Here is a 24,427-nt window from a genome sequence, read left to right as displayed (position 1 = left end):
CGTTCAGAACGGTGGCGGGTCGTTGCCGTAGTCGTGTGGTCGCGTGGGGCGTGGGGTGTCACAGTCGCTCTGCGGTAACGGATTTGGTGTTCCTTCCGGAATGCCTGTTTGGGGGAACGGTTCGCGCGCTTGTTGTGTGGTGCGTTCGAGGTTGTTGAGGTGTCGTTCGCGGGTGATGTAGGCGGCGCGGTTGTGGGCGCGGGTGCGTCGGCGGGTGGGCATTTTGAGGTTTCGGTGGTGCTGGTCGGGCGGGGTCGGGGTGTGTGGTCGTGGGGTTGGGGGTTGTGGGGTGGTGGTGTTCCAGTTCGGGAACAGCAGGGTGCTCAACGGTTTTGTCGTGCACTGGGTTCCGGTGGGTGTGGTGATGACCAGCGTGCCGTCGGGGTGTTGGGTGTCGGTCCACCCGGGACGGAAGGTTTTGATCAGGTGATGGAGTCGGCAATAGCTTTTGGTGTTGGCCGGGTGCGTCGCGCCGGTGGGCCAGGGTTGGGTGTGGTCGATGTCGGCGTGGGTGGCGGGGCGGTCACAGCCGGGGAATCGGCAGGTGATGTCGCGGGCGTGTACGAAGCGTTGTAGGGCTCTTGAGGGGCGGTAGCGGGGTTCGTCGCCGAGGCCCTCGGCGTGGACGAAGCGGATGGTGGCGCCGCGGGCGATCAGTTCGGCGAGCAGGGGTGCGGGCACGATGCCGCCGCCGATGATGAGTGCCGGTAGATCCCCGACCGGGGCAGCAGGCTCGACGGGGCTGGGCGCTTCGGGTTGGGCCCAGCCGGGTTCAGTGTCAGCGTCTCCTTCGACTTCGACTTCGACTTCGATCTCGACTTCGATCTCGGCTTCGGCTTCGACCTCGACCTCGGCTTCGACCTCGGCTTGGTCGGCTTCGACCTCGGCGTGGGCTTGTTCGGCGGCTGTCCCGTCTTCGGCTTCGACCCCGGCCTCGCGGGCTTGGGCTTCGGTTTCGGCGTGTTCGGTGTGGGTGGCTGGTGGGGTGTCGCCGTGGGTGTGGGGGTCGGGTTCGGTGTGGAGGCTGTCGGGGTCGGCCAGGACGTGGACGGTGATGCTGGTGGCGCGGCCGTCGTCGATTTTGGCGGGGCAGTCGGGGTCGTCGCAGGCGCAGGCCAGAAAGGTGGAGCCGGCCATGACGGCGCCGAGGGCGTCGGCGCGGCGTTGGTCCATGGTGCGGGGGTCATCGGGGCACACGGTGGCGATCATGACTGCGAGGCGTTGGCGGGTCAGTGCGGCGTCGGTGGCGCTGAGGCGTCCGTGCACGGCCACGGTGCCGGTCGCGGGGTCACCGGCGGTGTCGGCGCGGGTGGCGGTCTCGACGGCGAAGTAGCGGCCGCGCATCGCGTTGCGGGTGCGTCGCACGGCGTCGGGGTCGTAGCGGTGGACCCAGACATCGATGGCGGCGGCGAGCTTTTTCTGGGTCAGTGGTCCCCAGGTGTGGGCGCGTTGGGCGATCGCGGTGTCGATCGCGGGCAGCGCGGCCGGGGTGACCAGGGCGGTGCGCCAGGCGATGACGGTGATCATGGTGGTGGCGAGGTCACCGGCGAGGAATCGTGCCCCGGTGTGGGGGAGTCGGTCGCGCAGGGTGGTCGCCAGGTCGATCAGGGCCAGGGCGTGGCCGTGGCTGATGGTCAGTGCGCAGGAGATGTGTGCGGCGGCGGCGTCGGTGTCATCGACGGCGTCGCGTTCGTGGAGTTGGCCTTCGGTGGCGCGGCGGTGCAGTTCGGCGATCGCGGCCAGTTTGCGGGCCTCAGCTGCTGCCGAGGCGGCTGCCCAGCCGGTGATCGCGTGGGCGAGGTCGGTGTCGCTGGCAGCGGCCAGCGTGGCCGGCTCGGGTAGCGATCCATCGAACATGTGTTCCATTCTGCCCGCTGCCCATAGCGGCCAACAGGGCAGATTTCAAAGGCTGTGGATCAAAACGGATCTGGGGATAAACGCGCGCACCGGACGGCTACTTCCTGCCATCGGCCGATCAATTCCTGCCACCGGAATTATCCGGTTGACCTGCGGGTTCAAGCCATCAGAACACCAGGATCGCCCACCACCACAGAAGAAGAAGTTGAGAACCATGAAGAACCTCACGATCGCCACCACCGCAGCCGCCGCCCTGTCCGCCGCGTTCCTCGGACTGGCCGCCCCGGCCCTGGCCGCCCCCACCGGAGGCGACGCCCAGGCCACCATCAGCTCCCTGGAAGCCCAGGGCAACCGGGTCATCGTGAACAAGCTCGCCGACGTCGACCTCGACGACGCCAGCGTCGTCGGCATCAACCGCGGCCCCGCCATCCGCGGCACCGTCCAGGACTACGCCAACGACCGCACCTACCAGAACACCATCACCGGCCACGTCTACTACATCAACGTGAAGTAGCCGGTGCGACCGGACGCGGGGCGCCCCCAAGGGGTGCCCCGTTCGCGTGATCGGGCGGCCCCTCTGTAACGCCGGGGCCTGCTGCAGCGGTTTCACATTCGTCACTGCTGCGATATGTTCGCACCGCATACCAACCGAGGGAGTTTTCGTGAACAAGCTCGTCGTGCTCAGCGGCGGTTTCATCGCTGCCGGTTCTGTCGCACTGCTGGGCGCGGGAGCCGCGATCTCGCAGCCGCAGCCCGGTGCTGCGGCGCATCCCTCCAATGTCGTCGGTGAGCAGTACGGGCGTGCCCTGGCGATTCTGAAGAGCCAGGGCATCAAGGCCTTCTTCGGCGGATCCACCGGCAGCGTGCTGCCGCAGTCGGCATGCCTGGTCGGCTCGCAGAAGGTGACCAGCGGCGGTCGCATGCTGTTGATGCTCGACTGCACCCAGGAGGCCGCCGACCAGATCAAGGCGATGGGCCCCACGGGTGGACCGACAGTCGGTGCGAACGGCGTCACGACGGTCACTCCCACGCCGTTGGTCCCGATCGCCGGCGCTCCCGGTGCCGGCGTGGCCCCACCGCAGCCGGGCATCGTGCAGAGCGTGCCGCAGGGCGGTGGCGCGCCGATCATCGCGAACACCTCGCCGCGCCCCTGACACGCCGCGACCACTAACCGGTACCCGCGTTCCCACCATTCGTCGTAAACTCGTCGCACGTTCACGACGAATGGAGCGCTGATGTTGCGGCCGCGCCGTTTTTCCGCCGAGGTCGATCCCGGTCCCGTCCAGATCCAGGCCCGCAAGGTGCACTTCGACGTCTCGGATGTCCCACTGCACTGGATCCCGGGCCATCCGGTCGCCTCGCACGTCGTCAGCGTGCTGAACATCTTGCTGCCCGCCGGTGAGCGCTGGTTCGTCGAGACCTTCAACGAAGCCCTGCCCCTGGTCAAGGATCCCAAGCTCGCCGACGACATCCGCGGGTTCATCGGGCAGGAGGCGACCCACGCCGACGTCCACGACCAGGTGCTGCACGACGTGATGGTGCGCCACGGGGTCGACCCCGCGCCGATACTTGGCCAGGTCGATCATCTGTTCGGTGAATCGCTTGCACCCCTTGATGATTCCGCGGACGAGGCGCGACGTCTCAACCACCTCTGCGACCGGCTGTGGTTGATCGCCGCGATCGAGCACTACACCGCGGTGATGGGCGATTTCGCGCTGAACTGCACCTGGGACGACCACGGCGCCGACCCGACGCTGGTTGATCTGTTCCGCTGGCACGGCAGCGAGGAGGTCGAGCATCGCAGCGTCGCCCATGACGTCGCGGTCTACTTCCACGACAGCTACTTCGCGCGCATCCGGGCGATGACGATCGCGGCGTCCATGCTGTTCGTGTTCTTCCAGCGTGCCGCCTGGTATCTGACCAGCACCGATCCGTCCGTGGACGCGTCGTGGTGGAAGTTCAACCGGATGCGCATGCGCGATTCGAAGCTGGGGCTGCTCCCCCTGTACCGCAGGCTGTTCGGTGCGAACACGCTGAGCTATTTCCGGCCCGGCTATTCGCCGGAGCAGCTGGGCTCCACCGCGCAGGCGGTCGCCTACCTGGCGGCCTCACCGGCGGCGCGCGCCGCGCATCTGTGATGGGTGTCCTCGGCCGTCTCCGGTACGACGTGACGATCGGCCTGGCCGACGCCGCGCTGCACGGCATGTTCGCCACGTCGGCCGCCATGCGGCGTATCCGCCCGCCGGACGGCGTGCCGGAGACCTTCCCGCTCACCGTCACCTCCCGCCGCGTCGTCGCGCGCGACCAGGACGTCGTGGAGCTGACGCTGTCCGGCGACGATCTGCCCCGCTGGCATCCGGGCGCCCATCTGGATCTGCATCTGCCCAGTGGGCGCATCCGGCAGTACAGCCTGTGCGGGGAGCCGACCGCGGGTCACTACCGCGTCGCGGTCCGGCGCATCCCCGACGGTGGCGGCGGGTCGGTCGAGGTGCACGACGCGTTGCCGGTGGGCTCGACAGTACGAACTCACGGCCCGCGCAACGCGTTTCCGTTGGCGGTGCCCGGTTACGGGTCGCCGGCGCGCCGATTCCGTTTCATCGCGGGCGGTATCGGCATCACACCGATCCTGCCGATGCTCGCGCTCGCGCGCAGCCTCGGCGTCGACTGGTCGATGGTCTACACGGGCCGGTCGGCCGATGCCCTCCCCTTCGTCGACGAGGTCGCCGCCTTCGGCTCCCCCGTCGAGATCCGCACAGATGATCGCCGCGGACTGCCGACGGCCGCCGAGCTGCTCGGTGACTGCCCGGCGGACACGAGCGTCTACGCGTGCGGGCCGGCGCCGATGCTGACCGCGGTGCGGGACGCGCTCGTCGGGCGCGACGACGTCGAACTGCACTTCGAACGGTTCGCCGCTCCCCCGGTCGTCGACGGCAGACCGTTTCGGGTCGCGGCCGCCGGTGTGACCGTCGACGTGGGCGTCGACGAGACGCTCCTGGCAGCTCTGGGCCGTGCCGGGGTGACAACTCCCTACTCGTGCCGGCAGGGTTTCTGCGGCACCTGCCGCACCCGGGTGCTCTCCGGCGAGGTCGACCATCGCGACACCCTGCTGACCGACGCCGAACGCGCCGCGGGACTGATGTTGCCCTGCGTGTCGCGTGCCGCGGAGGGAACCGTTCTCGCGCTGGACCTCTGAGGTCCGCCGGTACGTCGTACGATGCGGCAATGCCGTTGGCCGCTGGCGAGACGTTCGCGGGTTACACGATCGTGCGCCTTCTGGGTTCCGGCGGCATGGGCGAGGTGTATCTCGCGCAGCATCCGCGGCTGCCCCGTCGGGACGCGCTGAAGGTGCTGCCCGCGTCGGTGTCGGCCGACGTGGAGTACCGGAAGCGGTTCGAGCGGGAGGCCGACATCGCGGCCACGCTGTGGCATCCCCACATCGTCGGGGTGCACGATCGCGGCGAGGACGCCGGCCGGATCTGGATCTCGATGGACTACGTCGAGGGCGCCGACGCCGCGCACCTGCTGGCCGAGGACTACCGCACCGGGTTGCCGGTTGCCGAGGTCGCGCAGATCGTCACCGCGGTGGCCGACGCCCTCGATTACGCACACGACCGGCATCTGCTGCACCGCGACGTCAAACCCGCCAACATCCTGATCGCCCGCCCGGATTCGAATACTCGGCGGATCATGTTGGCGGACTTCGGGATAGCGAGGTGGGACAACGACATCAGTGGCCTCACCGCCACCAACATGACGGTGGGGACAGTCTCCTACGCGGCCCCCGAACAGCTGATGGGCCAGGACCTCGACGGGCGGGCCGACCAGTATGCGTTGGCCGCCACCGCTTTTCATCTGTTGACCGGATCCCCGCCGTTTTCGCATTCCAATCCCGCCGTGGTGATCAGCCGGCACCTCAACTCCGCGCCGGCGACGGTGGCGGCGCACCGGCCGGAGCTCGCCGCGGTGGATCCGGTGCTGACCCGGGCGCTGGCCAAGGACCCCGCCGCCCGCTACCCCCGCTGCGCCGACTTCGCCCGCGAACTCAACGCGCGGTTGGACGCCGGCGCCCCGGCGCACACGTCCCGGATCAGGCCGGCGGTGCTGATCCCCGTCGCGCTGGCCGTGCTGCTGGTCGCCGCCGTGGCGGTGGCCGCGTTCGAGGTCCTGCGCGCCGACCGTGCCGACCGCGCCGATCCGCCGCCGATGGCCCGCACGACAGCGCCCACCACATCGGCCAAGTCATCGACCACCACCGCGACCCCGCCGGCGACCCCGGCCTCCGTCGTCATCGGCGCGAACTGCGCGCCGTTGGATGCCACCGCGACGACGGGCGACGGCACCACCGCCTACTGCGCCGCGGTGCCGGGATCGGCAGGCACGATCTGGTCGCTGACGCAGGGCACGCTGCCCACCCCGACGTCCACGCCCCCGCCGGACCCAACCGAGCAGCCGTTGTCCGACGCGGAGGCGTTCCCCGTGCTGACCTGCATGGAGCAGACAGGCCAGACACGGCGCGAGTGCCGCCGCGCCATCCGGGAGAGCAACGGACAACCCCCGCTGCCATGACCCTCGACGTGCCCGACCGCCTCGCTGTGAGCGACCTCGTCCATCTCTACGCGTCGGCGGTCGACGATCGCAGGTTCGCCGATGTCGTCGAATTGTTCACCGACACAGCCGAGTTCCGTGTCCCCGACCCGCCGCGGTCGCTGGAGCCCGTACTCCGCCACCACGGACGCGACGGGGTACGCACGGCACTCGCGGCGCTGAATCAGGTGACCCGCACCGAGCACGCGATCGTCGGCGAGGTCTACGCGCGCGGTGACGACCGTGACTACGCGCTGGGGCGCATCACCTGCGTCGCGCACCACTGGACGGTGGACGGCTCCGGCGCCGCGACCGACGTGGTGTGGCACCTGCGCTACGACGACGAATACCTGCGCACCGCCAGGGGCTGGCGCATCCACGGCCGCGCGCTGACGATCAACGCGATCGAGACGCGTCCGGTCCGTCGTGTGCGAGCACCTTCTCCAGCTCGTCGAGAAGCGGGCGCTGGCCCTTCAGCAGTTTCACCCGCGCCGTCGCCAGGTCGAACCACTCCACCCGGTCGATCTCCGGGAACTCCCTGACCGTGCCGGAGCCTCGGGGCCACACCAGTGTGAACGTGTTGCTGAACGTGCCGTCGAGGTCGAGGTCGCCGCGCACCGCGAAGGCGGTGACCACCTTGCCGCCGGGCTGGCGGACCGGAGCCAGACCGATCGGCGGTCCCGCAGGCACCGGCTTGCCGGTCTCCTCGGTGAACTCGCGCTGCGCGACCGCCCACGGGTCGTCGCCGTCGGCGTACTCCCCCTTCGGAATCGACCATGCCCCTTCGTCTTTACGGGCCCAGAACGGACCGCCGGGGTGTCCCAGCAGGACTTCGACCACGCCGTCGGTCTCCCGGAACAGCAGCAGTCCGGCACTGAGCTTGGGCACCCGACCGACGATAGTATGGGCGCCATCATGACCAGTCCCCGACGGTTCGACCCGTTCCGGCCGGTCGAACTGCTCACCTCGCTCTGGTCGACGGCGGCGATGGTGCCGGTCAACAGTGGCGCGGCGACGGCCTACCGGACGCTGTTCATGACCGTGCGGCGACTGGTGTTGGGGCGCAGGCTCACCGTGCGTCTCGGCGACGGGGACGTCCGCCTCACGGTCACCCGGTTCGACTCCCGGCTGGACGTGCACGGCCTGTCGGTCGGTCAGCTCAACGACGTCACCGTGACTGCCGAGGACATCGATTGGCGGACAACCCATTTCGATCAGGCAACGGTGATCCTGCACAACGTGCACATGAAACCGGGCGCTCCGGTCGTGCTGGTCGCGGCGCCCGTCGACGTGACGCTGGATCTGCCGGCGCCGGCGCTCGACGACCTGCTCCGCGCCGCGGCGCCTCGCCTGGCCGGGAGAATCGGCGAGGACGGGGTGGCACGGCTGGGGTGGGCGGGTTATCCGCGGCTCGGCCACGTCGAGGTCGAGGCGAGGATCGACGGGTCGACGCTGTGGCTGACCGCGCGCAGGGTGGGTATCGGCAGCACACGCTGGCGGCTGCCCGGCCGCACACCGGCCTATCCGGTGTCACTTCCGGAGATGGCGCACGGCCTTCAGCTCACCGCCGTCACGTTCGGCCCCGGGGTGGTCCAGATCTCGGGGAGGTTGCCCGAGTGGCGAACCGAGCTGCTGTGACCGGGCCCGTCAGATCCCGGTCCACGCCTCGTCGATGGTCTCGGCCACGTTGATGACCTTGGCCTTCTGAGACCCGGGGCTGTCGATCTCGCCGGCGACGTGCATCGCGATGAACCGCTTGATCTCGGCGTCGATGCCGCCGATGATGCGCACCACCTCGGCGCGCAGCGTCTTCGACGTCACGTGGATCGAGATGTCGGCGGACCGGGGCTTCTCCACGTCGAGGATCAGCAGCAGCGGCTCGGCCGCCTTCGCGGTGGCGCGCAGCGAGATCTCGCCGAACACCATGAACTTCGGTTTGTCGATCCGCAGGTCGACGACCATGTCGATCTCCAGCGGGATGCGGATCGCGAAGGTGATCAGCTCGCCGAGCTCACGGTTCACCCGGGGCTGCTGGATGCGCACCCGGGCGGTCACCTTCGCGATGCGGCCGGGACCCTGCGCCATGGGTCCCATCTCGAACTCGTCGCCGGCGATCGCCCCGATGGCGGACGCGACGCGCTGCTCGGACACCGCGGTCTCGAAGAAGCGGCGCCCGAACTCCTCATAGGTCATGTAGTCGGCGGGAAGCGGCTCGACGGCGGGCTCGCGGTCGGCGGGCGGTGGCGACGACGGTGACGCGGAGGGAACGGACATGGTGCTGCTACGTTCTCACGTCCGGCGGCCTCGGCGCGATACCGCGACCGAAACGTTGCCTGATCTAGGCGAACAGCCTGACCCGCGTGATCGTGGGACGCTCGCGGGTGAGCCCGCCGGCGGTGTCGGCGAGCAGGATCCGGTGGTGACCGTCGGTGTCGACCCGCGCGGCGACGGCGTCGCCCGACGCGATGAGCTTGCTCCACGTGCCGCCCGACAGGTACCCGACGACGTCCGACGAGGTCAGTGGGTCACCGTCGCCGAGGGTGACGGGCGCGTCGGACCGCAGCCGACGCATCCCGACCTCGTCGCCGCCGCACGCGTCGTCGAGGAATCGGGCGAAGACCCGCTTGCCCGCACTGCCCGAGCCGCGGAACCCGCGCAGGAACCCGACGCTGCCCCCGATGCCCTGGTTGGCGAACATCGAGCGGCCCAGCGACACCCCGACCGGCACCACGCCCAGCCCGGCGCGGGCGAACTGACCGATCATGGCCGGCAGTTCCCAGTACGCCGACAGCGCACAGACCTGCAGATCGTCTCCGTCGGCACGCAGGTCGTAGCGGATGAAGGTCGGCACCCGCAGCGACACCGCGGGGCTCATCTCGATCTCGAGTTCCACGTCGCGCAGCACGGTGGTGTCCACGACGATGTCCTCGCCTTGCACATGCGCGGTGATGGTGCGCGGCGCGATGAAGGTGTCGTAGAAGCGCCCGATGGCTGCGCGCCCCCGGTGCGGTGCGGAGCCGACGGGATCCTCCACCCGGCCGTCGGCGGTGAACAGGCCGATCCAGGTCTCCCGGTCGTGCGCTGCGGCGGCGGCCAGGGACCGCTGCGCCGCGGCCGCGACGTCGGCTCGTGTGAAGGGCATATGGATGCCTACCACCTCGGCACGTGACAGTCGACCAGATCCGCCGGGGCGGGCACACTGGTGGGTATGAGTAACAGCAACGGCCCGTTCGGGTTCGATCCCGAGGATCTCGACCGCATGGTGCGGGAGGCCGGTGAGGGACTGCGCGACGCGCTCGAAGGTCTGGGCAGGTTCGTGAACACGCCGGGTGAGCGCACGGGCTGGTCGGTGTTGTTCGACGAGTTCTCGCGAGGCACCCGCCCGCGGACCCGGCCGGAGACGACGGGTGAGGCCGGCGACGGTGTGTGGGCGATCTTCACGGTCGACGGCGCGGGTGGCGCACGCATCGAGCAGGTGTATCCGACGGAGCTCGACGCGCTGCGCGCGAACAAGGACAACACCGATCCGAGCCGGCGGGTGAGGTTCCTGCCGTACGGCATCGCGGTCAGCGTGCTGGACTCGGGCCCGGATGCCGGAGTCGCCGGGTCACCCGACCAGCATTCGTAGGTGCTCCCATCCGCGCACGGTCGACGTCGGGGCCAGCCGCGCGGTCGGGTAGTCGATGTCCCATTCCGGCCACCGGTTGAGGATCTCGTCGAGCGCCACCCTTCCCTCCAGCCGTGCGAGGTTGGCCCCCAGGCAGTAGTGCAGTCCTTTGCCGAAGGTCAGGTGGCTGATGTTCTCGCGGTGGATGTCGAACCTGTCGGGATCGCGGTAGCGGCGCTCGTCGCGGTTGGCGGCGCCGAACAGCAGCAGCATCGCGCTACCCGCCGGGACGGTGGTGCCGGCGTAGTCGAAATCCCGGGCCAGGTAGCGCGCGACGTGGGGACCCGTGGGCTCGAAGCGCAGCGTCTCGTCGATGACCCTGCCCAGCAGTGACCGGTCCTCGACGACCTCGCGGCGCTGGTCGGGATGTTCGGCCAGCACCTTCGCCAGCCAGCCGATCAGCCTTCCGGTGGTCTCGTTGCCGGCGCCGGCGACGACCTGGGTGTAGTGCAGCACCTCTTTGCGCGTCAGCTTGCGGTCGACCCCGGTCTCGTCGGTGAACTCCACGTTGAGCAGCGCGGTCATCAGATCGTCGGACGGGTTCGCCGCGCGCCACTCGACGTATTCGGCGTAGATGCGCCCGTCGGCGATCTTGTCGGGATCGGCCACCTTCATCGGCGCACCCGGCCTGGTGCGCAGGTTCGCGTCGTTGGCGTCGCGCACCGACACCTGCTCGGATTCGGGGATCCCGAGCAGCATGCCGATCACCCGCATCGGCATCATCGCGGCCAGCTCGGCGATCACGTCGAACCCGTCGCTGCCCACCAGCGGGTCGAGGCAGTTCACGCAGTAGCGGCGGATCTGGTCCTCGATCTCGGCCATCCGGCGAGGTGTGAACACCCGCGACATCAGTCCGCGCAGCATGGTGTGCTCGGGGGGGTCCTCGAACATCATCACGCCCTTGGGCATGTCGAAGTCGGATTTCACCAGCTCGAGGATGTCGCTGCGGCTGTTGGAGAACGTCGACCAGTCCAGCAGCGCACTTTCGACGTCGGCGTGGCGGGACAGCGCCCAGAAGTCGTAGCGCTCGTTGTAATACAGAGGAGCCTCGTCGCGCAGCCGCGCGTACGTCGGATAGGGGTCGGCGGTGATTGCCGAATCGTAGGGGTCGTAATAGAGCTCGGCCACTGTCATCCGCGTATGCTCCTCATCGACTGTGCAACCGCTCAGCGTCGGGCTGTCGCTATGTCTAGCAGCGTTATTGACGGACGGTCAAGGGCGGTCCGGCGGCCCGCGGGGCGACCGGCCCCGGCGATCTTCCCGGTGACATTGTGTGACGTGGATCGCCCGTGGGATAAACGGGTTAGCAGCAACACATTGGCTTGAGTTAATCTGTGGCCGAATGAGAACTTATATCGGCTAAGTTACTCTCAGCAGAACATTCGAAACGAATTCCCAGGGGTTTCATGCGCGCCATATCGCCGGGTCAGCTGTCGTGATCGCCATCGGCAAAAAAGTGTGGCTGCCGCTGCTCATCGTCGTCGTCGTGGTCATCGCCGGAGCGACCGTCTCCCGCATCCGGACGTTCTTCGGTTCCGAGGGCATCATCGAGACACCCCGCAACTTCGCCGACCTGCCGGAACCGTTCGACCCCAAGGTGGTCCGGTACGAGATCATCGGCAACGGCTCCTACGCCGACGTGAACTATCTCGACCTCGACGCCAAGCCGCAGCGGGTCGACGGCGCGGCGCTGCCCTGGTCGCTCACGCTGGAGACCACCGAGCCGTCCGCCGCGCCCAACATCGTCGCCCAGGGTGACAGCAGCACCATCACGTGCCGGATCTTCGTCGACGACGAGTTGAAGGACGAGAGGACCACGGACGGCTTGAACGCCCAGACCTTCTGCTTTGTGAAATCCGCATGAGCGCACCCGTGTCCGACGCCCGCACCGACGAGTTCCCCGCCGCGCACGGGCCCCATCGCTCGTTCATCCCCCGCATGATCCGGCTGTTCGCCGTGCCGATCATCCTGGGCTGGATCGCGCTGATCGTCGTCGTCAACGTCACCGTCCCGCAGCTCGAGACGGTCGGCGAGGCGCAGGCCGTCTCGATGAGCCCGAACGACGCCCCGTCGATGATCTCGATGAAGAAGGTCGGCGAGCTGTTCGAGGAGGGTGACTCCGACAGCTCGGTGATGATCGTGTTCGAGGGCGACCAACCCCTCGGCGACGAAGCCCACGCGTGGTACGACGAGCTGGTCGACCGGCTGGAGGCCGACACCGCGCACGTGCAGTCCGTGCAGGACTTCTGGAGCGACCCGCTCACCGCGTCGGGATCACAGAGCAATGACGGCAAGGCCGCCTACGTCCAGGTCAAGCTGTCCGGAAACCAGGGCGAGGCGCTGGCCAACGAGTCGGTGAAGGCCGTCCAGCAGACCGTCAGCAGCCTGGAGCCGCCCCCGGGCGTCCGGGCGTTCGTGACCGGTCCCGCGGCGCTGGCCGCCGACCAGCACATCGCCGGCGACCGCAGCATGCGGCTGATCGAGGCGGCGACGTTCACGGTGATCATCGTGATGCTGCTGCTGGTCTACCGCTCCATCGTGACGGTGCTCATCACGCTGGTGATGGTGGTCATGTCGTTGGCCACCGCGCGTGGCGTCGTGGCGTTCCTCGGCCATCACGAGATCATCGGTCTGTCCACCTTCGCGACGAACCTTCTGGTGACGCTGGCCATCGCCGCGGCCACCGACTACGCGATCTTCCTGATAGGCCGATATCAGGAGGCGCGTACCGCCGGTGAGGACAAGGAGACCGCGTACTACACGATGTTCCACGGCACCGCGCACGTGGTGCTGGGCTCCGGCCTGACCATCGCCGGCGCGACGTTCTGCCTGAGCTTCACCCGGCTGCCCTACTTCCAGACCATGGGTGTCCCGCTGGCGATCGGCATGTTCGTGGTCGTGATGGCCGGCGTCGTGCTGATGGTCGCGTGCATCAGCGTGGCGACCCGCTTCGGCAAGCTGCTCGAGCCCAAGCGGGCCATGCGGATCCGCGGCTGGCGCAAGATCGGCGCCGCGATCGTCCGCTGGCCGGGCCCGATCCTGGTCGCGACGATGGCGATCACGCTGGTGGGTCTGCTGGCGCTGCCCGGCTACAAGACCAACTACAACGACCGCGACTACCTGCCCGCCGACCTGCCGGCCAACCAGGGTTACGCGGTCGCCGACGAGCACTTCGACCAGGCCCGGATGAACCCCGAGCTGTTGATGATCGAGAGTGACCACGACCTGCGCAACTCCGCCGACTTCCTCGTCATCGACAAGATCGCCAAGGCGCTCTTCCGCGTCGAGGGCATCGCGCGTGTGCAGGCGATCACCCGGCCCGACGGCAAGCCGATCAAGCACACGTCCATCCCGTTCCAGATGAGCATGCAGGGCACCACGCAGCGGCTCAACGAGAAGTACATGCAGGACCGGATGGCCGACATGCTGGTGCAGGCCGACGAGATGGCCAACACCATCAAGACCATGGAGAAGATGTCGGGCCTGACCGCGCAGATGGCCGACATCACCCACAGCATGGTCACGAAGATGGAGGGCATGGTCGTCGACATCGAGGACCTGCGCGACAGCATCGCGAACTTCGACGACTTCTTCCGCCCGATCCGCAACTACTTCTACTGGGAACCGCACTGCTACAACATCCCGGTCTGCTGGGCGTTGCGGTCGGTGTTCGACACCCTCGACGGCATCAACATCATGACCGACGACTTCAAGGCGATCATCCCCGACATGAAGCGGCTGGACACCCTGATGCCGCAGATGGTCGCGCTGATGCCCGAGATGATCGAGACCATGAAGACGATGCGGACCATGATGCTGACGATGTATCAGTCGCAGAAGGGTCAGCAGGACCAGATGGCGGCGATGTCCGAGGACGCCGACGCGATGGGTGAGGCGTTCGACGACTCGATGAACGACGACTCGTTCTACCTGCCGCCGGAGATCTTCGAGAACGCCGACTTCCAGCGTGGTCTCGAACAGTTCCTGTCCCCCGACGGACACGCGGTGCGCTTCATCATCTCCCACGAGGGTGATCCGCTGAGCCCTGAGGGCGTGGCCAAGATCGACAAGATCAAGACCGCGGCCAAGGAGGCGGTCAAGGGCACCCCGCTGGAGGGCTCGAAGATCTACCTCGGTGGCACGGCGGCCGTCTTCAAGGACATGCAGGACGGCAACAACTATGACCTGCTGATCGCCGGTATCGCCGCGCTGGGTCTGATCTTCATCATCATGTTGATCCTGACGCGGGCAGTCGTCGCGGCCGCGGTGATCGTCGGCACGGTGGTGCTGTCGCTGGCGGCATCGTTCGGCCTGTCGGTGCTGTTCTGGCAGCACATCCTGGGCCAGCCGCTGCACTGGATGGTGTTGGCCATGGCGGTGATCATCCTGTTGGCCGTGGGCGCGGACTACAACCTGTTGTTGGTGTCGCGCCTGAAGGAGGAGATCCACGCCGGCATCGGCACCGGGATCATCCGCGCGATGGGCGGAAGCGGTTCGGTGGTAACGGCCGCAGGGCTCGTCTTCGCGCTTACGATGATGTCAATGTCGGTCAGCGAGCTGACCGTCATCGGACAGGTCGGTACGACGATCGGTCTGGGTCTGCTGTTCGACACCCTGGTGATCCGCGCATTCATGACCCCGTCCATCGCCGCGCTGCTGGGACCCTGGTTCTGGTGGCCGCAACGGGTTCGCACCCGTCCTGTCCCCGCGCCCTGGCCGAGACCCGGCGGGCTGCAATCGGATCCGTCGGAAGGAGTGAGGGCATGAAGCGCCTCATGATCGGTGTCGCCGCGGCGGCGATGACCCTGGGTGCCCTCGGCACGGCGGCGCCGGCGGTCGCCGACCCGGACACCGCGTTCGCCAACGAGCTGAACACGTACGGCATCTACGGCCAGAAGGACTACAACGCCTGGATCGGCAAGATCGCGTGCAAGCGACTGCGGACCAACGTGGATCCTGATGTGTTCGCCTCGGCGAAGTTCGTGCACAACCAGCTGGAGACCGGGTCGACGACCGATCAGGCCTACCAGTTCCTGGCGGCCGCGCTGCGCACCTACTGCCCGGACCGGCTGCCGATCCTCAACCAGGCCTGACCCCAGGCCCACCACCTCGCACCGCGAGCGCGCGTGTCTGCACAGGGACACGCCGCTCGCGGTGGCATTTTGCGCGCGTTCACGCCGACGGGCCGGAAGTACATGCGGCACAAAAAGTTCGGCGGCCCCGGGTGCAGTACACCCGGCGCCGCCGAACCGTGAAACTCAGGTCTAGCGACCCGCCCAGTTCCACACGGACATGTCGCCGCGCGGGTAGTTCATGCAGACGTCGGTGGCGTGGGCCACGACGCCCTTGTTGTTGAAGAACAGCTTGGCCCAGTTGCCCCAGCGGGTGGCCACCTGCTCGTAGAAGACGTTCGTCGCGGTGTTCTCCGAGTACTGGCGACGGCCCACCGGGTCGAGCGAGAAGAACCAGTGGATGCGGTCGAACGCGGCCTGCTGCACATCGGCCGGCCGGTTGCTGCGGTCGATCATGTACCGCTCGAAGTACACCGGGTTGGTGTCGCGCACCGCGGCCATGTACTGCTCGACATCGCAGGTGGTGTGGATGATGCGGCGCGGGATCGGATAGTCGTCGGTCGAGTCGGCCATCGCCTGTCCGGCGGTGCCCAGGCCCATCACGGCGGCGCCGATGACACCCAGACCCACCCGCGCGATGCGGCTCTTCAGTCCGGTCATCGTTGCTCCTGCCCTGTCGTTCGATTGTTCGGGGATCGATCGCGCTTCACCCGCAGTGAGTGTATAGCGCAGCTAGTCGGTTTTTCGGTGCTGATCACGGTTTATCCGCCGCCCGTCACGGGGTTGGACGTCAGTGAGATGAAGCCCCCGTTGATCCAGGCGCCCCACCGCCCGCCCCAGGCCGAGTTCCACACGACCGGATGTCCGTTCCAGATCTCGGCGGGTTTCGGCGTGGCCCACGCCGGGGGCTGCTCACCGACGGGAGCCGGGGGCGGAGCGGGCTGTGCGAACGCCGGTGCGGCACCGGATCCCAGGACGGCCGCGGCGAGTCCGCCGGCCATCACGGCGGCGGGAAGCGCGGTCTTCATCCAGGTCTTCAGCAAGGCCATGCATCACTCCCACATCGAATTCGGGACAGAGTAATTAGCATATATAACCAGCGTGCTCCGCGGCGAACTCGGGTTCGGACCCGCCACGCCATTTTGACACCCCCGCCCGCCCTGCACATGACATTCTGGGAGCCGTCTGTAACGCACCCCGCGGAGGAGATCTGATGTCGGCACCGGCGGCAGCCGAAACCACCAGCGACACCCACGGACCCACCCGGGCGTGGTCGGCCGTCTGTGTGCTCGCGGTCGTCGGCACACTGAACTACGCCGACCGCTTCCTGCCCGCGGTGCTGGCCGAACCGATCCGCGAAGACCTGTCGTTGTCGGACACCGCGATCGGGGTGATCAACGGCTTCGGATTCCTCGCCGTCTACGCACTGATCGGCATCCCGATCGCGCGCATCTCCGACCGGGGCGCCTACGGGGTGGTGATCTCGGGCTGTCTGTCGCTGTGGGGCGTGATGACGATGCTGGGCGGCGCCGTGCAGTCGGGGTTCCAGCTCGCGATGACCCGCGTGGGTGTGGCGATCGGCGAGGCAGGGTCGACGCCCGCGGCGCACGCCTACGTCGCCCGCAACTTCGCCCCGGAGCGCCGTGCCGCGCCACTGGCGGTCATCACGCTGGCCATCCCGCTCGCCAGTGCGGCCAGCCTGATCGGCGGCGGTCTGCTCGCGCAGGCGCTGGGCTGGCGGACCGCCTTCGTCGTGATGGGGGCGATCAGCGTCCTGTTCGTGCCGGTGGTCCTGGCCGTGGTCGGACGCAGGCAGAAACCGCTCGTCGAATCTGTTGCGGTGCAGCAGGTCCCGGTGAAGTGGTGGGACATCCTGCGCAAGCCCAGCTATCTCGCGATCGTCGCCGGCGCGGCGTCCATCTCCGTGGCCGGATACGCGTTGACGACGTTCGCACCGGCGTTCCTGATGCGAGCCCGCGGCATGACGCTGGGCGACGTCGGCCTGCAGTACGGCATCGCCAGCGGCGTCACCGGCATCCTCGGGCTGCTCGTCGTCGGCAAGGTCGCCGACCGGTTGTCGGCCCGGGATCCGCGTTGGCTGCTGTGGCTGGTGGCGCTGATGACCGCGGCGCTGATCCCGTTCTCGACGCTCGGGCTGCTCGTGGCCAGCCCCGGCCTGGCGGTGCTCTTCATATCGCTGAGCTATGTCGTCGGCACGGCGTACATGGCGCCGTCGATCGCGGCAATCCAGCGCCTGGTGCCGGCCGAACAGCGAGCCACCGCGTCGGCGATCTTCCTGTTCTTCAGCGCGATCCTCGGCTCGGCGGGCCCGTTCGTGGCGGGATTGATCAGCGACGCGATGAAGGCCGAACTCGGCTCCGGGTCGCTGGGGCGCGCGTTGTTGTGCGTCGTACCGGTGATGCACCTGGTCGCCATCGGCTGCTACCTGCTGGCGAGCCGGCGTTATCTGCGTGAGCTGGTGAACTAGAGGCCGAACTGGTCCTCGACGACACCGAGCCAGACCTGCGCGGCGTCGATGGCGACCTTCTCGCTGATGAACGCGTGCTGGGTGCCGGTGTAGATGTCGCGGAAGGCCCGCTCCAGGCGGCTGCCCTCCCGGATCGAGGTCGTGCCCGCGGCCAGATGCGCCCACTCCGCGCAACCGCGGGCGGTGTCGGTGGCGAACACCGCGGCCACCCGCATGTCGGCGCGCATGGTCGGGGTCAGCTCGGCGCCGGCGGCCACCGCGCCCTCGGCGCCGGTGAACGCGTCGAGCACCAGCAGCCGGGCGGCGCGCCACGCCGCGACGTGATGAGCCAGGTCCTTCTGGAAAGTAGGTCGGCTGGCCAACGAGGCCATGTCGCTCATCCGGAACTTTGTCGCCGCGAGTTCGGCGACGTCGTCGAGCATGCTCTTGGCGACCCCGAGCGCCCACGCGGCGTGACCCGCGGCGGTCACCGGCATCATGCCCATCCTGCCGGCGGGCGAACTCCCCCGTTTCGGTTCCCGGGTGAACAAGGCGAAAGTCCGGTCGTGCGGGACGAACACGTCGTCGATCGCATAGTCGTAGGACCCGGTGCCGCGCAGCCCCTGCACATGCCAGCCGTCCTTGAAGGACACCTGGTCGCGCGGCACGACGGCCACCTGCATGTCGGGGATTCCCTCACCGGCCCAGCGCATCTCGCCGTCCACCATCGGGAAGAACCCCGCGGCGACGTACTCGGCGTGCCCCGTCCCCGATCCGAAGCTCCACGCCCCGGTCAGGCGATAACCCCCGTCGACGGCGACGCCCTGGCCGTTCGGGAAGAACTGACCGCCCATCGTCACCCGGTTGTCGTTCGCGGTGAACACCTCGGCGAACCCGCTGTCGGGCAGGTAGGAGGCCGCCGCGAACGACGACGGGAAGTTCGCGATCCCGACCCAGCCGAACGAGCCGTCCTGCCAAGCCATTTCGATCCAGGTCTCGATCATCTCGGCGAATGTCGGCTCGGAGCCGCCCGCCGCCGACGGATTGAAGGCCGACATCAGGCCGCTCGACCACATGGCGTCGACGACCGCCGGGGCCAACGTCCGCAACTGCTCGGATTCGGCTGCGTGCGCACCAACCACATCGCGCAACGCATGCGCCTGTTCGACCGCCGTCACGGCGTCGACGTTAACCCGTCAGGGCAGCGCAGTGAACAGATTCACCGGAACTGTCATCTCGGTGTCGGGCAGGTGCACCACCGACACGTCCGGCAGGTCGGCGGGAAGGTGCGACTGCCCGTCGGCGACGGCTGCCGGCGTGGGCTCCGGTGCCGCCGCGGTTTCCGCCGCCGCGTCGACCAGGTGCGGCACGCCCTCGGGCAGGTGCGGCACACCGGTGACCACCGAGGCCGCGGGAGCAGGGGCCACCGCACGGACCTGACGGACCGGTTGCGTGCTCTCGGCGACGGTCTCCTCGTCCGGTTCGACCACCCGGAACCCGGCGGTGGCCGGGCCGTGGGCGGGTGCGGGGACGGTGACGGCGACCCAGCCGGCTTCTGCGGCGGGCACCATGACGGCAGCGGTCTGTTCGACCTGCGTCGCGGAACCGGAGGTCAGCAGCAGCCCTCCGAATGCCGCCGCGGCAGCCGCGCCGACGACGGCTGCGCCGAGCCGCATGCGCGTCAGGCCGCGCACCCGGCGGCGGGAGGACGAGGCGATGGTCTTCTGCGATTCGATCTCGGCGAACACGGCGCCGTAGGCCAGCGCGAGGTCCGGCGTGAGGTCCGCGGGCACCATCACGACTATCGCGCGGCCGACCGGAACCGTCTCGACCGCCGGGAAACCCATGTCGCCGAGCTGGGTTCGCAGCGTGCGTCCGTCGGAGGCGACGTCCTCGTCCCACGTCAGGCGGACGCGGTCGACGTCGAATCCGGAGTTGGTGGCGATCGCGTGCGCACCGCGGGCGGCGGCACCGGCGATCTGATCGTCGTGCACATCGATCACGTCGTGGTCGAGCACCGAGCCGTCGGCCTCGTCGACCAGCACCCAGGCGACATCGATCGAGGTCAGTGACAGCCCCAGCACCACACCCACGCCGACCTCTTCTCTCTCCAGTCGTTACCTGTGTGATCTATCGGACAGTTGTGTGCGGTTGTTACCGGTGGGGCTGTCCGGCCGATCGGCAGGAGCGTATCGCCGTCCCGGCGTTCTCGCTCGGCGTAGCGCGCTGAGGCCGTTCGACCGGGGTCGGAGTTTCGTTCCAGGTGATCGCACCCTCTGGCGTAGTGTCCTGGATCACGTCCTGAAGGGAGATGCGTATGCGAGGCGTCGAAGAGCACCGGGAATCCGAGAGCTACCTGCAGAAGCGTCAGCTCAAGAGTGGCTCCGCCGGCTGGATCCTGCTCGCCGGTCTCGGTGTCAGCTACGTGATCTCCGGCGACTACTCGGGGTGGAACTTCGGTCTGGGTCAGGGCGGCTTCGGCGGTCTGGCGATCGCCGCGGTGATCATCGCGGCGATGTATCTGGCCATGGTGCTGGGCATGGCCGAGATGTCGTCGGCGCTGCCCGCCGCCGGCGGCGGCTACACGTTTGCGCGCCGCGCCCTGGGCCCCTGGGGCGGATTCGCCACCGGCACAGCCATTCTGATCGAGTACGCGATCGCGCCCGCGGCGATCGCGACGTTCATCGGCGCCTACGTCGAGTCGCTGAACCTGTTCGGGATCACCGACGGCTGGTGGGTCTACCTGGCCGCCTACGCGCTGTTCATCGGCATCCACCTGGCGGGCGTCGGTGAGGCACTCAAGGTCATGTTCGTGATCACGGTGATCGCCTTGATCGGCATCGTCGTGTTCGCCGTCGCCGCGATCCCGCAGTTCGACAGCGCCAACCTGACCGACATCGCCGTCACCGACGCGGCGGGCGCCTCGCCGCTGCTGCCGTTCGGTCTGCTGGGCATCTGGGCGGCCATCCCGTTCGCGATCTGGTTCTTCCTCGCCATCGAAGGCGTCCCGCTGGCCGCCGAGGAGGCCGAAGAACCGGAACGCAACATGCCCAAGGGCATCATCGCCGGCATGGCGGTACTTCTCGTCACCTGCGTGACGGTCCTGGTGCTGACCACCGGCGCCGGGGGCGCCGCGGCGATGTCGGAGTCGGGCAACCCGCTGGTCGAGGCGCTCGGCGACAGCACCTGGGCCACGGTCGTCAACTACATCGGTCTGGCGGGCCTGATCGCAAGCTTCTTCTCGATCATCTACGCCTACTCCCGGCAGCTGTTCGCGCTGTCGCGCGCCGGGTATCTGCCCAAGATCCTGTCGGTCACCAACAGGCGCAAGGCGCCGACCCTGGCACTGCTCGTGCCCGGCGTCATCGGCTTCTGCCTGTCGCTGATCGGGCAGGGCGCGTTGCTGCTGAACATGGCGGTGTTCGGGGCCGCGGTGAGCTATGTGCTGATGATGGTCAGCCATATCGTGCTGCGCCGCCGGGCACCCGAGATGCACCGGCCGTACCGTACTCCCGGCGGCGTGTTCACCACGGGTTTCGCGCTCGTGATCGCCGTGCTCGCAGTGATCGCGACGTTCCTGGTCGACTACGTCGCCGCGCTGGGCTGCCTGCTGGTGTTCGCCGCGTTCATGGCGTATTTCGGTCTCTACAGCCGCCACCATCTCGTCGCGAACTCCCCCGACGAGGAGTTCGCCGCGCTGGCCTCGGCCGAGGACGAATTGCGCTGAGCGGCGGCTGATCCGCCCGGCTTAGGCCGTGGTGTCTGCCAGCCGGCGGATCCGCTCGAGGGCGTCGGCGGCGAGCGCCGCGACGTCGAAACCGGGGGCGGCGCCGCAGGTGGTGATCTCGACGGCCGCGTTGTACGCCGCGACGAACAGGTTGTCGCAGTTCCAGTCGACGGCGCGAAGCGACCACAGCACGCTGCCGTCGGGTCCCTCGGCTCCGGGCGCGACCTCGAAGTCGTAGACGCGGTCGCGCATCGTGGTCACCGACAGCCGGCTGCCGAGGCACTCGTCGACGGTGGCCCGGGCGGACCGCAACGCGCCCTCGGCGTCGAAGTCCGAGAGGTACACGGCGACCATCTCTTCGATGTAGAACCGCCCGTCCTCACTGGTCCAGTGACCGCCGTCGGTGGCCACCGGCCGGCCGGCCTCGATCAGCGGAGGATCGACCTCGCGGGCGAGACCGGCGCACCGCTGCGGTTCGGCGACGACGAAGAGGTTGCCGTCCTCGCCGACCACCTCGGGGCTGAGCAGATCGACCACCTGCAGCTCCGTGATCGGGGCCGCGAGTGCCTGTGGGCGGGCCTGGGGATCGTCGACGAGGCGGGTGCAGCCGGCGAGGAGCGCGGCGGTACACAGGACAGCCGATGCCGCCGCTGCCGTACGCCGCCGCGCCGCGATCGTCATCGTCCGAAGCCGGCGTCCCGTAGCGCCTGCGCCATGGAACCGCCCGCCTTGCCGGTCTCCCGGCCGCCGGTGTTGGTGGGGCGCTGCTGCTTTCGCTGCGGCGTGCGGGGCCGTTCGTTGCGGCGCGGGCCGCGCTGCGGCGTGGTCTCGTCGTTGAGCCGCATGCTCAGACCGATGCGCTGACGTTCCACGTCGACGTCGACGACCTTCACCCGGACCACCTGACCCGAGCGCACCACCTCGTGCGGATCGGAGACGTAGCGGTCGGCCATCGCGGAGACGTGCACGAGCCCGTCCTGGTGCACCCCGACGTCGACGAACGCGCCGAACGCGGCGACGTTGGTGACCACACCCTCGAGGATCATCCCGGCCTTGAGGTCGGCCACCTTCTCGACGCCCGCCGCGAATGTCGCGGTGGTGAACGCGGGCCGGGGGTCGCGGCCCGGCTTCTCCAGTTCGCCGAGGATGTCGGTGACGGTCGGGATGCCGAACGTGTCGTCGGCGAAGTCGGCGGGCTTGAGTGCCCGCAGTGCGCGCTCGTCGCCGATGATCTCGGTCAACGTCACGTTGGCGCGGTCCAGGATGCGCCGGACCACCGGATAGGACTCCGGGTGGACGCCGGACGCATCGAGCGGGTCGTCGCCGTCGCGGATGCGCAGGAATCCCGCGCACTGCTCGAATGCCTTGGGGCCCAGCCGCGGAACGTCGAGCAGCGCGCGCCGGTTCTGGAAACGGCCCGTCTGGTCGCGGTGCGCGACGATCGCCTCGGCCAGCGATTCGGTGATGCCCGAGACACGCGACAGCAGCGGCACCGACGCGGTGTTCAGGTCGACGCCGACGGCGTTGACCGCGTCCTCGACGACGGCGCCCAGGCTCTTCGCAAGGATGCCGGGGGTGACGTCGTGCTGGTACTGGCCGACACCGATCGACTTCGGCTCGATCTTGACCAGCTCGGCCAGCGGGTCCTGCAACCTGCGGGCGATCGACACGGCGCCGCGCAGCGTCACATCCAGGTCGGGCAGTTCGTGCGCGGCGTACGCCGAGGCCGAGTACACCGACGCGCCGGCCTCGCTGACCATCGCCTTGGCCGGTGCGGTGCCGCCCGCGCCGCGGATGTCGGCGATCAGTTCGGTGGCGAGCGCATCCGTCTCGCGCGACGCGGTTCCGTTGCCCACGGCGATCAGCTCGACCCCGTGGCGGGCGACCAGCGCGGCGAGCGTCGCCTTGGCGGTGTCCCACTGCTTCTGCGGTTGGTGCGGGTAGATCGCGCACGTGTCGAGGACCTTGCCGGTGCCGTCGACGACGGCCACCTTGACGCCGGTGCGGAACCCCGGGTCGAGGCCGAGGGTGGTCCGGTTGCCGGCCGGTGCCGCGAGCAGGAGGTCCTTGAGGTTCCTGGCGAACACCGTCACCGCGTCGGCCTCGGCCCGCAACCGCAGCCGCACCCGCGCGTCCACCGACGCCGACACCGAGAGCCTGGTGCGCCACGCGAAGCCGACGGTGGCGGCCAGCCACGGGGTGGCGGCGGCTCCGGCGGTCAGGTCCACACCGAGCGCCGACGCGATCATCGCCCGGTAGGTGTCGTCCTCTCCCCCGTCGAGCGCCAGGGACAGCACCTGCTCCTTCTCACCGCGCAGCACGGCGAGCACCCGGTGCGACGGCATCGACGACAGCGGTTCGGTGTGGTCGAAGTAGTCCCGGAACTTTTGCCCCTTCTCCGAGGCCGCGGCGGCGTCGGACGCCGGCCGGGTGCGCGCCGACGCGTTCTCCCAGAACCGCTCGCGCAGGGCGCCGACCAGCTCGGCGTCTTCGGCGGCCCGTTCGACGACGATGTGCCGTGCGCCGTCGAGGGCCGCGGCGGTGTCGGCGACCTCGGCGGAGGTGAACTCGGCCGCCGCCTCCTCGGGCACCACGGACGGGTCGGCCAGCAGGCGTTCGGCCAGCGGTTGCAGCCCCGCCTCCCGGGCGATCTGCGCCTTGGTCCGCCGCTTCGGCTTGTACGGCAGGTAGATGTCCTCGACCCTGGCCTTGGTGTCGGCGGCCATCAGCGCCGCGGTGAGCTCGGCGGTGAGCTTGCCCTGCTCGTTGATCGAGGCGAGCACCGCGTTGCGCCGGTCGTCGAGCTCGCGCAGATAGCCGAGCCGTTCCTCGAGTGTCCGGAGCTGACCGTCGTCCAGGCTGCCGGTGACCTCTTTGCGGTAGCGGGCGATGAACGGCACCGTGGCGCCCTCGTCGAGCAGTCGCACTGCGGCCGCGACCTGGGCTTCGGCGACAGCCAGTTCCTCAGCGAGACGGGCGGTTACGGATTTCACTGCGTCGGATTTGGCTGGGCCAGACTTGACTGCGCCGGACGTGATCACCCGCGGAACCCT

Annotated in this window: 23 protein-coding genes and 1 pseudogene; 13 read left to right on the top strand and 11 right to left on the bottom strand. The window is 68.8% G+C overall.

The genetic code is table 11. The annotated features are described in order from the left end of the window. Window positions 1-3 precede the first annotated feature (3 nt). Window positions 4-1,857 carry an HNH endonuclease signature motif containing protein gene (locus DYE23_RS14435; RefSeq protein ID WP_172527775.1) on the bottom strand — a complete coding sequence of 618 codons (1,854 nt, stop codon included), beginning with the start codon at window positions 1,855-1,857 and terminating at the stop codon, window positions 4-6. A 214-nt stretch (window positions 1,858-2,071) separates the two neighbouring features. Between DYE23_RS14435 and DYE23_RS14430 the strand changes: the two genes are divergently transcribed. The 6 genes and pseudogenes from DYE23_RS14430 to DYE23_RS14405 form a co-directional block, all read left to right on the top strand. Then, complete coding sequence (locus DYE23_RS14430; RefSeq protein WP_011894283.1) at window positions 2,072-2,371, top strand: hypothetical protein; 300 nt, start codon at window positions 2,072-2,074, stop codon at window positions 2,369-2,371. A gap of 148 nt (window positions 2,372-2,519) precedes the next feature. Further along, window positions 2,520-3,011: a hypothetical protein gene (locus tag DYE23_RS14425; RefSeq protein ID WP_013471704.1), complete on the top strand. Its 492-nt coding sequence runs from the start codon at window positions 2,520-2,522 to the stop codon at window positions 3,009-3,011. Window positions 3,012-3,092: 81 nt separating this feature from the next. Continuing rightward, complete coding sequence (locus tag DYE23_RS14420) at window positions 3,093-3,995, top strand: metal-dependent hydrolase (protein ID WP_115327467.1); 903 nt, start codon at window positions 3,093-3,095, stop codon at window positions 3,993-3,995. Continuing rightward, a complete protein-coding gene (locus tag DYE23_RS14415) occupies window positions 3,995-5,050 on the top strand; it encodes a PDR/VanB family oxidoreductase (protein WP_011894286.1) in 1,056 nt (351 codons plus the stop codon). The genes DYE23_RS14420 and DYE23_RS14415 overlap by 1 nt, the downstream gene beginning before the upstream one ends. A gap of 29 nt (window positions 5,051-5,079) precedes the next feature. After that, window positions 5,080-6,423 (top strand): serine/threonine-protein kinase, encoded by a 1,344-nt coding sequence (locus DYE23_RS14410; protein ID WP_115327466.1) that lies wholly within the window; start codon window positions 5,080-5,082, stop codon window positions 6,421-6,423. After that, window positions 6,420-6,815, top strand: a pseudogene (locus DYE23_RS14405) (nuclear transport factor 2 family protein); the annotation flags it as partial. The gene DYE23_RS14410 and the pseudogene DYE23_RS14405, both read left to right, overlap by 4 nt. Window positions 6,816-6,837: 22 nt before the next feature. Here DYE23_RS14405 and DYE23_RS14400 read toward each other — a convergent pair. Continuing rightward, the gene (locus DYE23_RS14400; protein ID WP_011894288.1) at window positions 6,838-7,329 is read right to left on the bottom strand and encodes an NUDIX hydrolase; all 492 of its coding nucleotides are present in this window, start codon (window positions 7,327-7,329) and stop codon (window positions 6,838-6,840) included. A 27-nt stretch (window positions 7,330-7,356) separates the two neighbouring features. Between DYE23_RS14400 and DYE23_RS14395 the strand changes: the two genes are divergently transcribed. Next, window positions 7,357-8,079, top strand: coding sequence for a hypothetical protein (locus DYE23_RS14395; protein ID WP_235660404.1), 723 nt, complete (start codon window positions 7,357-7,359; stop codon window positions 8,077-8,079). A gap of 9 nt (window positions 8,080-8,088) precedes the next feature. Here the strand turns inward: DYE23_RS14395 and DYE23_RS14390 are convergent, their stop codons facing one another. Together DYE23_RS14390 and DYE23_RS14385 are read right to left on the bottom strand one after the other, a co-directional pair. Further along, window positions 8,089-8,634 carry a hypothetical protein gene (locus DYE23_RS14390; protein ID WP_085978052.1) on the bottom strand — a complete coding sequence of 182 codons (546 nt, stop codon included), beginning with the start codon at window positions 8,632-8,634 and terminating at the stop codon, window positions 8,089-8,091. Between the two features lie 145 nt (window positions 8,635-8,779). Next, window positions 8,780-9,583: a nuclear transport factor 2 family protein gene (locus DYE23_RS14385; protein WP_115327465.1), complete on the bottom strand. Its 804-nt coding sequence runs from the start codon at window positions 9,581-9,583 to the stop codon at window positions 8,780-8,782. A 66-nt stretch (window positions 9,584-9,649) separates the two neighbouring features. Between DYE23_RS14385 and DYE23_RS14380 the strand changes: the two genes are divergently transcribed. Then, window positions 9,650-10,069 carry an Rv0313 family protein gene (locus DYE23_RS14380; RefSeq protein ID WP_115327464.1) on the top strand — a complete coding sequence of 140 codons (420 nt, stop codon included), beginning with the start codon at window positions 9,650-9,652 and terminating at the stop codon, window positions 10,067-10,069. Here the strand turns inward: DYE23_RS14380 and DYE23_RS14375 are convergent. After that, window positions 10,049-11,242 carry a cytochrome P450 gene (locus DYE23_RS14375; RefSeq protein ID WP_013471709.1) on the bottom strand — a complete coding sequence of 398 codons (1,194 nt, stop codon included), beginning with the start codon at window positions 11,240-11,242 and terminating at the stop codon, window positions 10,049-10,051. The two genes, DYE23_RS14380 and DYE23_RS14375, sit on opposite strands and share 21 nt — an antisense overlap. Before the next feature lie 301 nt (window positions 11,243-11,543). Between DYE23_RS14375 and DYE23_RS14370 the strand changes: the two genes are divergently transcribed. The 3 genes from DYE23_RS14370 to DYE23_RS14360 are packed head-to-tail and all read left to right on the top strand — an operon-like array spanning window position 11,544 to window position 15,201. Continuing rightward, window positions 11,544-11,972 (top strand): MmpS family transport accessory protein, encoded by a 429-nt coding sequence (locus tag DYE23_RS14370; RefSeq protein WP_011894293.1) that lies wholly within the window; start codon window positions 11,544-11,546, stop codon window positions 11,970-11,972. After that, window positions 11,969-14,875 (top strand): MMPL/RND family transporter, encoded by a 2,907-nt coding sequence (locus DYE23_RS14365; RefSeq protein ID WP_013471710.1) that lies wholly within the window; start codon window positions 11,969-11,971, stop codon window positions 14,873-14,875. Before DYE23_RS14370 ends, DYE23_RS14365 begins: the two co-directional genes overlap by 4 nt. Continuing rightward, a complete protein-coding gene (locus DYE23_RS14360; protein ID WP_011894295.1) occupies window positions 14,872-15,201 on the top strand; it encodes a DUF732 domain-containing protein in 330 nt (109 codons plus the stop codon). Before DYE23_RS14365 ends, DYE23_RS14360 begins: the two co-directional genes overlap by 4 nt. Before the next feature lie 171 nt (window positions 15,202-15,372). On the opposite strand, the gene DYE23_RS14355 is transcribed toward DYE23_RS14360, so the two are convergent. Together DYE23_RS14355 and DYE23_RS14350 are read right to left on the bottom strand one after the other, a co-directional pair. Further along, window positions 15,373-15,840, bottom strand: coding sequence for a DUF5078 domain-containing protein (locus tag DYE23_RS14355; RefSeq protein ID WP_011894296.1), 468 nt, complete (start codon window positions 15,838-15,840; stop codon window positions 15,373-15,375). A gap of 101 nt (window positions 15,841-15,941) precedes the next feature. After that, window positions 15,942-16,229 carry a hypothetical protein gene (locus tag DYE23_RS14350; RefSeq protein ID WP_115327463.1) on the bottom strand — a complete coding sequence of 96 codons (288 nt, stop codon included), beginning with the start codon at window positions 16,227-16,229 and terminating at the stop codon, window positions 15,942-15,944. 164 nt (window positions 16,230-16,393) lie between these two features. Between DYE23_RS14350 and DYE23_RS14345 the strand changes: the two genes are divergently transcribed. Then, window positions 16,394-17,668: a spinster family MFS transporter gene (locus tag DYE23_RS14345; protein WP_115327462.1), complete on the top strand. Its 1,275-nt coding sequence runs from the start codon at window positions 16,394-16,396 to the stop codon at window positions 17,666-17,668. On the opposite strand, the gene DYE23_RS14340 is transcribed toward DYE23_RS14345, so the two are convergent. Beyond that, a complete protein-coding gene (locus tag DYE23_RS14340; RefSeq protein WP_011894299.1) occupies window positions 17,665-18,825 on the bottom strand; it encodes an acyl-CoA dehydrogenase family protein in 1,161 nt (386 codons plus the stop codon). The genes DYE23_RS14345 and DYE23_RS14340 overlap by 4 nt on opposite strands. A gap of 18 nt (window positions 18,826-18,843) precedes the next feature. Further along, window positions 18,844-19,740, bottom strand: coding sequence for a DUF7159 family protein (locus tag DYE23_RS14335; RefSeq protein ID WP_011894300.1), 897 nt, complete (start codon window positions 19,738-19,740; stop codon window positions 18,844-18,846). Between the two features lie 224 nt (window positions 19,741-19,964). Here DYE23_RS14335 and eat point away from each other — a divergent pair, with 224 nt between their 5' ends. Further along, entirely contained in the window at window positions 19,965-21,374 is a 1,410-nt protein-coding gene (eat, locus tag DYE23_RS14330; protein WP_011894301.1) for an ethanolamine permease, read from the top strand. Window positions 21,375-21,395: 21 nt separating this feature from the next. Here eat and DYE23_RS14325 read toward each other — a convergent pair whose 3' ends face one another. Together DYE23_RS14325 and DYE23_RS14320 are read right to left on the bottom strand one after the other, a co-directional pair. Then, window positions 21,396-22,055, bottom strand: coding sequence for a sensor domain-containing protein (locus DYE23_RS14325; RefSeq protein ID WP_011894302.1), 660 nt, complete (start codon window positions 22,053-22,055; stop codon window positions 21,396-21,398). After that, window positions 22,052-24,415: a Tex family protein gene (locus DYE23_RS14320; protein ID WP_115327461.1), complete on the bottom strand. Its 2,364-nt coding sequence runs from the start codon at window positions 24,413-24,415 to the stop codon at window positions 22,052-22,054. Before DYE23_RS14320 ends, DYE23_RS14325 begins: the two co-directional genes overlap by 4 nt. Window positions 24,416-24,427: the final 12 nt, after the last annotated feature.

Origin of the sequence: Mycolicibacterium gilvum (assembly GCF_900454025.1) — a bacterium.
GTDB classification, from domain to species: domain Bacteria; phylum Actinomycetota; class Actinomycetes; order Mycobacteriales; family Mycobacteriaceae; genus Mycobacterium; species Mycobacterium gilvum.
The sequence above is the reverse complement of the archived record's forward strand: the minus strand, read 5'-3'. Positions and strand labels throughout refer to the sequence as shown.

Excerpts from the sequence above, each read along its gene's own strand:
- DYE23_RS14435 (WP_172527775.1), bottom strand. The coding sequence starts at position 1,857 with ATGTTCGATGGATCGCTACCCGAGCCGGCCACGCTGGCCGCTGCCAGC.
- DYE23_RS14430 (WP_011894283.1), top strand. The coding sequence starts at position 2,072 with ATGAAGAACCTCACGATCGCCACCACCGCAGCCGCCGCCCTGTCCGCC.
- DYE23_RS14420 (WP_115327467.1), top strand. The coding sequence starts at position 3,093 with ATGTTGCGGCCGCGCCGTTTTTCCGCCGAGGTCGATCCCGGTCCCGTC.
- DYE23_RS14415 (WP_011894286.1), top strand. The coding sequence starts at position 3,995 with ATGGGTGTCCTCGGCCGTCTCCGGTACGACGTGACGATCGGCCTGGCC.
- DYE23_RS14410 (WP_115327466.1), top strand. The coding sequence starts at position 5,080 with ATGCCGTTGGCCGCTGGCGAGACGTTCGCGGGTTACACGATCGTGCGC.
- DYE23_RS14395 (WP_235660404.1), top strand. The coding sequence starts at position 7,357 with ATGACCAGTCCCCGACGGTTCGACCCGTTCCGGCCGGTCGAACTGCTC.
- DYE23_RS14390 (WP_085978052.1), bottom strand. The coding sequence starts at position 8,634 with ATGACCTATGAGGAGTTCGGGCGCCGCTTCTTCGAGACCGCGGTGTCC.
- DYE23_RS14385 (WP_115327465.1), bottom strand. The coding sequence starts at position 9,583 with ATGCCCTTCACACGAGCCGACGTCGCGGCCGCGGCGCAGCGGTCCCTG.
- DYE23_RS14380 (WP_115327464.1), top strand. The coding sequence starts at position 9,650 with ATGAGTAACAGCAACGGCCCGTTCGGGTTCGATCCCGAGGATCTCGAC.
- DYE23_RS14375 (WP_013471709.1), bottom strand. The coding sequence starts at position 11,242 with ATGACAGTGGCCGAGCTCTATTACGACCCCTACGATTCGGCAATCACC.
- DYE23_RS14365 (WP_013471710.1), top strand. The coding sequence starts at position 11,969 with ATGAGCGCACCCGTGTCCGACGCCCGCACCGACGAGTTCCCCGCCGCG.
- DYE23_RS14360 (WP_011894295.1), top strand. The coding sequence starts at position 14,872 with ATGAAGCGCCTCATGATCGGTGTCGCCGCGGCGGCGATGACCCTGGGT.
- DYE23_RS14355 (WP_011894296.1), bottom strand. The coding sequence starts at position 15,840 with ATGACCGGACTGAAGAGCCGCATCGCGCGGGTGGGTCTGGGTGTCATC.
- DYE23_RS14350 (WP_115327463.1), bottom strand. The coding sequence starts at position 16,229 with ATGGCCTTGCTGAAGACCTGGATGAAGACCGCGCTTCCCGCCGCCGTG.
- DYE23_RS14345 (WP_115327462.1), top strand. The coding sequence starts at position 16,394 with ATGTCGGCACCGGCGGCAGCCGAAACCACCAGCGACACCCACGGACCC.
- eat (WP_011894301.1), top strand. The coding sequence starts at position 19,965 with ATGCGAGGCGTCGAAGAGCACCGGGAATCCGAGAGCTACCTGCAGAAG.
- DYE23_RS14325 (WP_011894302.1), bottom strand. The coding sequence starts at position 22,055 with ATGACGATCGCGGCGCGGCGGCGTACGGCAGCGGCGGCATCGGCTGTC.